Here is an 8,855-nt window from a genome sequence, read left to right as displayed (position 1 = left end):
CCTTGCCTCTTGCCCCTTGCCTCTTGCCTCTTGCCTCTTGCCTCTTGCCTCTTGCCTCTTGCCTCTTGCCTCTTGCCTCTTGCCTCTTGCCTCTTGCCTATTCCCTGTTCCCTGTTCCCTGTTCCCCCAAAATTAAGTTAAACAAGAAAGATGAAAATTACTAAAAAAATCAACAATTGGTTGGAAACCTGGGCTGCTGCACCTGCTTATGGCGGTTGGGTGTTGGCGGGAATCTCTGTGTGTTATTTGGGTGCAGGGATTAATACCATGGCTGGCTGGCTGTATGTGATTAGTGGGGTTAGTTTTGCGCTTTTGGGGGTGTCGGCTTTTGTTGCACCGCGATCGCTCACAGGTATAATTGTCAAACGTCGTCCTATTGCACCAGTAACCGCCGGTGATGCACTGAAAATTGAAATAGAAATTCAAAATCAGAAAAAACAATCTTCTAGTCTATTACAAATTAGAGACATTCTCCCATTTATTCTTGGTCAACCAGTCCAGCAAAATATTGAAGCTATTCCACCACAAGAGAGTTATCAGTGCATCTATTATCACCCGACCCAACAGCGTGGTATTTACCGCTGGCACACAGTAGAATTAGTCACAGGTGCGCCCTGGGGTTTATTTTCCTGTCGTCGTCCTCGTCAGTGTGAAGCTAGGGCGACTGTTTATCCCACCGTTTTACCCTTGACTACCTGCCCCTTAATTGATGAAATCGGACAAGATGATAGCCAAAGGGGAGATCCGCGTGGTAAACCTTTACAGATGGCAACAACGGGATTAGTGCGATCGCTACGTCCCTATCGCATCGGTGATCCTACTCGGTTGATTCATTGGCGGACGAGCGCTCGCTATGGAGAATTACGAGTCCGAGAATTAGAAGTAATTACCGGGGGACAAGAAATTATCATTGCCATAGATAGTTCCTTTATATGGCAACAAGAATTGTTTGAACAAGCCGTGATTGCTGCTGCTTCCCTGTATTTTTATGCCCAAAAACAGAAACTGCAAGTGCAACTATGGACATCAGCCACAGGTTTAACTACAGGTAATATCTCCGTTCTCGAAACCTTAGCAGCCACCAACCCCACCGAAAAAAACAGCTTACCACCAGATCACCGCCCCCTCATTTGGCTAACCCAAAACTCTTTCACCACATCTTCCTTACCTCCGGGTAGTCGTTGGCTACTGTGGCAAAATCCAGATTCAGCCACACCAAACCTCATTAATCGGGAATATCCTGGCATCATCGTCCAAAACGAACAAGAACTACAACCCCAACTACAAAAAGCCCTCAGTTTATTTTGAAACGATTTCTCACACTGAGCCTGATGTACAATGCAAAGAAACATGGAAATTTATAAACAGCACAACCAATGGTCACATCAGAAGTGAATTCAAAATCCAGCGATAAAAGCCTAGAAGCAATGCGGCATTTTTCCGAACAATACGCCAAACGGACGGGAACATTCTTCTGTTCTGAACCTTCCGTTACCGCAGTTGTCATCGAAGGACTAGCCAAGCATAAAGACGAACTCGGTGCGCCCTTATGTCCTTGTCGTCACTACGAAGATAAAGAAGCCGAAGTTAACGCCGCTTTTTGGAACTGTCCCTGCGTACCCATGCGCGAACGCAAAGAATGTCACTGTATGCTATTCCTCACTCCTGAAAATGAATTTTCTGGGGACAAACAGGAAATTTCTCTCGATTGTATTAAAGAAGTTCGGGATAGCATGGGATGAGCGAAATCATGCCTGAAGAGTTTTGGCAAGGTGTAGAACAGTTCAATGCTGGACAGTTCTACGCTTGCCATGACATTCTTGAAGCACTCTGGATCGATAGTATCGAACCAGATAAAACTTTTTATCAAGGTATTCTCCAAATTGCTGTAGGACTATATCATCTGGGTAATCATAACCAACGGGGGGCAATGATTCTTTTAGGCGAAGGTAGTAATCGTCTTCGGCGTTATCTACCTAGCTACGGCGGTATTAATGTGGAAGAATTACTAACTGAAAGTGTGGATTTGTTAAAAACACTACAACAAGAAAGTCTACAACCAATGGCAAATAGAGAATTGGCTCAAAATCAAGTTAGGCTTTTACCCAGTATTTCCCTGTCTAAACTATAATTTGTGGGATTTTGATGATTTGTGGGATTTATTTGCTTAATTTTTTGTGGGTGTGTCAGACTTGATAATTCGGTAACAATTAACAAATTTTTGCCAGTTGTGAGCAAAGGTTCTGGAAGCGAAACTTAAAGTTTAAAAAACCGTCCATTTTTGCTATAGGACTCATATTTGATTTTTATCTCCCTGTTCCCCGTTCCCTGTTCCCTAATTACTATGATACCTCCTTATCAATTACTAAAATCACGGATACGCCGCTTAGGATTAGCCTTAGCACTGCCAATTTCCCTTGTAGGTGTTGCAGGATTGCCCAGCCAATTGCCACCAGCTACAGCCCAATCTGGGGGAAATCGTCCCCTGACTATTCGCTCCGATACCCAAGAATATGACGCGAAAACTCAAGTAATTACTGCTCGTGGTAATGTGCAAATGGTCTACCCGGCTCGGCAAATTCAAGCCACATCCGCTCAAGCTCAATACTTTAGTAAAGAAAAACGGATTGACTTCAGTGGTAATGTTTACATTTTACAACAGGGTAGCAATAGCATTCGTGCCGAAAAAGTCACCTATTTAATTGACGAAGGCAGATTCATCGCCTTACCCCAATCTAACCGTCAGGTAGAATCTATATATATGATAGAAGATTCTAATCCTAGTAGACAAACTACGAAACCAGCCCCAAAAACTCCAGCCTTAAAGCGTTCTAATTAGCATCTATACCTAGACAAAATCCCATAGTGAAAATTGTTTTAGAGAATATTCACAAATCCTACGGTAAACGATTAATTGTAAATCGTGTTAGCCTTTCTGTTAGCCAGGGGGAAGTTGTCGGTTTACTTGGTCCTAATGGTGCGGGGAAAACGACAACATTTTACATTGCCACAGGTTTAGAAAAACCGAATCATGGCAAAGTGTGGTTAGACAATTTAGATATTACCAATTTCCCCATGCACGCAAGGGCTAGATTAGGTATTGGCTATTTAGCTCAAGAAGCAAGTGTATTTCGTCAGTTGTCAGTGAAAGAAAATATTCTCCTAGTATTTGAACAAACTCAAGTTCCCAGGAGAGAATGGAGACACAGACTACATACCTTACTACAAGAATTTCGCTTAGAAAAGGTAGCTAATAGTAAAGGGATTCAACTTTCTGGTGGTGAACGACGACGCACAGAATTAGCGAGGGCTTTAGCAGCAGGGAAAGAAGGACCCAAATTCCTGTTTTTAGATGAACCTTTTGCTGGAGTTGATCCCATTGCTGTGTCTGAGATTCAGGAGATTGTCAGTCAACTGCGCGATCGCGGTATGGGAATTTTAATCACAGATCATAATGTCCGCGAAACCCTAGCCATAACAGATCGTGGTTATATCATGCGTGAAGGACAAATTCTGGCTTTTGGCAACTCTGACGAACTGTATAACAACCCCTTGGTGCGACAATATTATTTAGGTGATAATTTCGCAGTTTAAACTTTGTGCCTTTGTTCCTTTGCATCTACCCTGCGGGATCTCTAAGAGAGATTTCACGAAACATAATCATGATATCTAAACAGATTAAACCCTTCTCCAATTTAATTTCAATATTTTCATTTTCTATCATGGATCGCTATTTAGCGATGCAATTAATTTCACCATTTTTATTTGGTGTTGGTGCATTTACTTCTGTAGTTTTAGCAATTGATAGTTTATTTGAATTACTGCGAAAGGTTGTAGAATCCGGGCTACCTCTCAATATCGCCCTAGAGATTTTCCTCTTAAAGCTACCTTATGTCATGGTGTACTCTTTCCCCATGTCCACTTTGTTAGCTACTTTAATGACCTATAGTCGCCTTTCTAGCGAAAGTGAATTAATCGCTTTGCGTGGGTGTGGTGTTAGTGTTTATCGCATGGTTTTGACGGCTGTGGTGTTAAGTTTTGCCGTCACTCTCATCACTTATTTATTTAATGAGCAAATTGCCCCCGCTGCCAATTACAAAGCCACTATCACCCTAGCACAAGCTCTCAAATCAGACCAACCTTCCTTTAAACAACAAAATATTTACTATCCCGAATATCGAGAATTTAAAGAAGCAGATGGTACTCGAAAAAAGATCCTTTCTCGCTTATTTTATGCTGACCAATTTGATGGTAAGCAAATGAATGGTTTAACAATTATAGATCGTTCCAGAGGCGGAGTTGATCAAATCGTTGTTTCCGAATCAGCTAAATGGAACACTCAAAAACAAGTTTGGGATTTTTATAATGGGACTATCTATTTAGTAGCGACAGATCGCTCATATCGGAATATTTTACGATTTGAACATCAGCAATTACAACTTCCTCGCACACCTTTAACCTTAGCCGAAAATAGCCGAGACTACGGCGAAATGAATATCTCCCAAGCCTTAGAACAATTAGAAATAGAACGTTTAGGTGGGAACAATCAAAAAATTCGCAAACTCCAAGTGCGAATCCAACAAAAAATCGCCTTTCCCTTTATTTGCGTTATTTTTGGCTTAGTTGGTTCAGTTATGGGTAGCATCCCTCAACGCACTGGACGTGGCACAAGTTTTGGTATTAGCGTGATTGTAATTTTTAGTTACTATTTGCTACTATCCGTCTCTGGGGCGTTAGCACAAGCTGGTATTCTTTCGCCCTTCATTGGTGCTTGGTTGCCTAATTTATTTGGATTAGCCACAGGTTTGTTTTTGTTATTGCGAGTAGCCCAGCGTTAATATACAGTAAATCCCGCTAATTATCAAGGACGGGCAGGATGCCCATCCCACAAAATTGGGTAATTTATTTTTTGGTGTTCCCTAAAATCTAAAATTAGCGATCGCCGAGTCAGGAGTCAGGAGTAAAACTACTTTGCTGTCTGGCTTTGGAATAACTTAGTCAAAAAAAGGTTATATTATTTAATATACTCAGTAATTTGCTTGATTGTTTGATTCTAAACGTAGGGGTAAAGCAAAAGCTTAATGGTGTCAACTTAAGCTCAAATCCATGCCACACCTCGTTCCTAGTCTCTGACTAGGAATGCAGTTGATGAGGCTCTGCCTCTAATATCATTGAGGGCAGAGCCTTCTAGGATTCATTCCCAGTTAGAGACTGGGAATGAGATGAATTGAGTTCTTTGCGGGATAGATGTTTTACGTTAAGTTGACACCAATGAAGCTCTTGCTTTACCCCTACACATCTGGGTTCTTTGTCATTTGGCAAAAGTTTAAATCTCACCCGTGTTTAGTATATCTAAGTAGCCATCATGAACTATGTATACCAGAATATATGGAAAAACTTCTTATTCCCCCCTCGAAGAACGGGGAGGGCTAGGGGTGGGGTATTATTTTTAAGTCAGGTGGACGGCAAAAACCAAAATATGTGACGAAAAATGAGTAAAATCCGCACTGTCATCATTGAAGATCATGAACTCACTCGTCTCAGTATTTGCACAGCATTACAACGAAAAGACGAAATTGAACTAGTTGAACAAGCTAATAATGCTCGTCATGGGTTGATAATGTTAAAAAAGCTACAGCCAAATGTGGCGATTGTGGATATAGGTTTACCAGATCAAGATGGAATTGAATTAAGGGACTTCCAAGAAATAAATTATCCTGATTAACGAACCACAGAGGCGCAGAGGACACAGAGGAATAAGGGTTTGAGAGATTTTTGCGTTAGGTGGTTGAGTATTTTTTTATTTGGAAGTCCCTAACCAGGAAAATTAAAGGGAATCATCAACAGTTATTAAATACAAAAGTATTAATCTTAACATCATCTGATCATGAAGAATCCGTACTTTCAGCCTTTAGTGCTGGTGCAGACTCTTACTGTATGAAAGATATCAAGTTTGACAACTTACTGAATGCTATCCGGGTAACTGCTGAGGGAAATCCTTGGATTGATCCAGTGATTGCCCGGATTCTTGTAGAAAAGGCCAAGCAAAAACAAGATTCTCTCAAATCCCATGATCATAAACAACTTATTAAAGTCGGTATTCTCTCAGACAGAGAATTAGAAGTGATAGAATTGATTACCAAAGGTTGTAGTAATAACGATATCGCCAAGAGACTTTATATTGCAAGTGCAACTGTAAAAACCCACGTTTGTAATATTATGAACAAACTAGGTGCTAATGACCGTACCCAAGCAGCAGTAATTGCTATGCGTTCTGGCTTAGTTAAGTAGGCGGAAGGAGGAAAATCAAAATATATTTCGTTTTTTGCAATGGCTAAAACTCAACGACAATAACGCATTGAGGTAAATTTACATATCAGTACACACTTTTGGTTATTTCACGTCCACCTACTTAGTTATTAAAATTAAGGACACTTTATGGCTGGAAAAAAGTTAGATAAGCTCAAGCTCATGGTCGTAGATGACGAGCTAGATAACTTAGATGTCCTCTATCGCACATTTTGGAAAGATTTTAAAGTTTATAAGGCTAATAGTGCCACTGAAGCCTTAGCTATCTTAGAAAAAGAAGGTGAAATGGCTGTCATTATCTCCGACCAAAGAATGTCTGAAATGAACGGTAGCGAACTATTAAGTCTGACAGTGGAGCGGTTTCCTGATACAATTCGGATTTTGCTCACAGGTTTTACAGATGTAGAAGATTTAGTAGATGCAATTAACTCAGGTCGAGTATTTAAATACATTACAAAACCTTGGAATCCCAGCCAACTCCAAACATTAGTCAATCAAGCTAGTGATACCTATCGCTTAGTTAAAAAACGATTAGCAGAATTATCTCGTGCCTTGCGACGGGAATCTTTATTTAATGCTGTAACAACAGCAATTAGAGAATCTTTAGACTATGACAATATGCTGCAAAAACTCGTTACTACAATTGGAGAAACATTTGCGGCTCATTATTGCTTAGTCAAACCAGTCGAAGATGATTCACTAACCAAAAGGCAATTTTGCTATCAAAATTCTCAATCTAAAATCTATGATTTACTTCCAGACCTTAGTAATTTAATTGCCGAGGTTTTCCAAACTCACCATTATGAAATAAAAGACGATATCTACGAAGACATCCCTTGTCAATATCTAATTTTTCCACTCATTTATCAACAGGATTTACTAGCTATTATTGCTATTTGTAAATTGGGAAGTGATCACATTTGGCATCAAGAAGATATTCAACTGATTACAGGTGTAGCAGAACAAGCAGCCTTAGCCCTTTCCCAAGCAAAACTCTATCAGAGTTTGCAAGAAAAACAACAACAAATTAACTTAGAGTTGGAAGTAGCCCGCCAAATTCAACATAACCTATTGCGGCAAACTTTACCAGAAATGGCAGGTGTAAGAGTCCAAGCTTGTTGCTATCCAGCACGAGAGGTAGGAGGTGACTTTTTTGAAGTGTTTGTTCATCCTAATGGTGATTTGTGGTTAGCAGTTGGTGATGTTTCTGGGAAGGGTGTGCCAGCGGCTTTGTTTATGGCTAGTACGATTTCTTTGCTGCGTCGGGAACTCTGTCAAGAAGTAGCAGTAGAGCCAAATGTCATCATGCAAAATCTCAATTATGCTTTGATTGATGATTTAATGACCAGTAATTATTTTATCACAATGGTTTTAGCTCGTTATCACCCAATCACAAGAGAACTTGTCTATGCTAATTCGGGGCATATTTATCCTTTTGTGTGGTCAGAACAAGCCACTGTGAATGATTCTCCCCATTATCTGAAAGCTCGCAGTATTCCCTTGGGAATATTACCTAAATGGCAGGCTGAGTCCGGACGTTTGATTCTTGCTACTGGAGATACATTACTCCTGACTAGTGATGGAATTACGGAAGCAACTGTATGGGAAACCTTAGACAGTTCGAGAACAACTCATCATTCTATGCTTAACCAAGAAGGTCTATGGCAACTTATTAAAAAACAATCTCAACCCCTTAATTTTGATAATTTATTAGCTCTTATTCAAGCCAATAACGATGTTCAAGAAGATGATCAAACTATACTGTCTCTGGAGGTTTTATAGGTTATGAAAAGTGAACTTCATGTTCCCAGTGACCTAAATTTTATCAATATTGCAGAACAATGGTTATTCGGATGCTTACAATTACAATTAGGGGAATCTGTTGATTGGATCAAACAATCAGGTCGCTTACGCTTGGTTTTAACAGAAGGATATTCTAATGCTGTGCGTCATGCCCATAAAAACAAGTCTGGATTAACAATTTTACTGCGGTTAGAACTGAAAGACCGAGATTTATCTATAGAGATTTGGGATTATGGTGAAGGTTTTGATTTATCTACTTACTTTCCTCCCAACCCCACAGAAAAGCAAGAAGGTGGTTATGGTTGGTTAATTATGAATCGGTTGATGGATAAGGTAGAGTATCAATTACAGGTGAATGGTGCTAATTGTCTGAAACTAGAAACTACTCTCCCCGAACTATTTCTGTAAGTTGTTAGTTATCTTAGTTATCAGTTATCAGTTGTCACTCCCGGTTCGCCCATTTTTGCGAGAGTTAGAAGAATTCTACTCAGGAGTAAAAGATTGACCACTAAGCTGAGTATAAATAGTAGGGGGAAACCCAAGTAAAACAAGAATACGCTGCTGTAAAGGGGAAAGAGTAGTTAAATGAGTGTAGACTTCATTGTTAACCTCAATTAATATCAATGTGATTTCTTTAAATGCAGCAAGAAGCATTTCAGCAGTAGGACGTGCCGTTTTACGCTGAGGATTACCAGCATAAAGTCCAGCCAATTTTTCTTGATTTTTGTCAAGATGGCGACGAA

8 protein-coding genes and 3 pseudogenes are annotated in these 8,855 nt (G+C 40.1%); 10 read left to right on the top strand and 1 reads right to left on the bottom strand.

Going from position 1 to position 8,855, the window contains the following annotated elements; translation table 11 throughout:
• Positions 1-150: 150 nt before the first annotated feature.
• From AN486_RS25260 to AN486_RS25215, 10 genes and pseudogenes are all read left to right on the top strand, one after another.
• On the top strand, positions 151-1,308 hold the full coding sequence (locus AN486_RS25260; RefSeq protein ID WP_190384007.1) for a DUF58 domain-containing protein: 1,158 nt from the start codon (positions 151-153) through the stop codon (positions 1,306-1,308).
• Positions 1,309-1,376: 68 nt separating this feature from the next.
• A complete protein-coding gene (locus AN486_RS25255; protein ID WP_027400682.1) occupies positions 1,377-1,742 on the top strand; it encodes a ferredoxin thioredoxin reductase catalytic beta subunit in 366 nt (121 codons plus the stop codon).
• Positions 1,739-2,131 carry a DUF309 domain-containing protein gene (locus AN486_RS25250; protein WP_290602917.1) on the top strand — a complete coding sequence of 131 codons (393 nt, stop codon included), beginning with the start codon at positions 1,739-1,741 and terminating at the stop codon, positions 2,129-2,131. The genes AN486_RS25255 and AN486_RS25250 overlap by 4 nt, the downstream gene beginning before the upstream one ends.
• A 213-nt stretch (positions 2,132-2,344) precedes the next feature.
• Entirely contained in the window at positions 2,345-2,839 is a 495-nt protein-coding gene (locus AN486_RS25245; protein WP_290602916.1) for an LptA/OstA family protein, read from the top strand.
• A gap of 26 nt (positions 2,840-2,865) precedes the next feature.
• The gene (gene lptB / locus AN486_RS25240; RefSeq protein WP_190384008.1) at positions 2,866-3,594 is read left to right on the top strand and encodes an LPS export ABC transporter ATP-binding protein; all 729 of its coding nucleotides are present in this window, start codon (positions 2,866-2,868) and stop codon (positions 3,592-3,594) included.
• Between the two features lie 128 nt (positions 3,595-3,722).
• Complete coding sequence (locus tag AN486_RS25235; protein WP_039203961.1) at positions 3,723-4,838, top strand: LptF/LptG family permease; 1,116 nt, start codon at positions 3,723-3,725, stop codon at positions 4,836-4,838.
• A 653-nt stretch (positions 4,839-5,491) separates the two neighbouring features.
• Positions 5,492-5,692: pseudogene (locus tag AN486_RS25230) on the top strand (response regulator transcription factor); the annotation flags it as partial.
• Positions 5,693-5,814: 122 nt separating this feature from the next.
• Positions 5,815-6,291: pseudogene (locus AN486_RS25225) on the top strand (LuxR C-terminal-related transcriptional regulator); the annotation flags it as partial.
• A 147-nt stretch (positions 6,292-6,438) separates the two neighbouring features.
• A complete protein-coding gene (locus AN486_RS25220; protein ID WP_290602915.1) occupies positions 6,439-8,091 on the top strand; it encodes a SpoIIE family protein phosphatase in 1,653 nt (550 codons plus the stop codon).
• A gap of 3 nt (positions 8,092-8,094) precedes the next feature.
• Positions 8,095-8,520 (top strand): anti-sigma regulatory factor, encoded by a 426-nt coding sequence (locus tag AN486_RS25215; protein WP_053539128.1) that lies wholly within the window; start codon positions 8,095-8,097, stop codon positions 8,518-8,520.
• A 75-nt stretch (positions 8,521-8,595) separates the two neighbouring features.
• On the opposite strand, the pseudogene AN486_RS25210 reads toward AN486_RS25215, so the two are convergent.
• Positions 8,596-8,855, bottom strand: a pseudogene (locus AN486_RS25210) (hypothetical protein); the annotation flags it as partial.

Origin of the sequence: Anabaena sp. AL93, from assembly GCF_001672085.1 — a bacterium.
Taxonomy (GTDB): Bacteria; Cyanobacteriota; Cyanobacteriia; order Cyanobacteriales; family Nostocaceae; genus Dolichospermum; species Dolichospermum heterosporum.
Note: the sequence above shows the minus strand (reverse complement) of the source record. Positions and strands in the feature narration are given on the sequence as shown.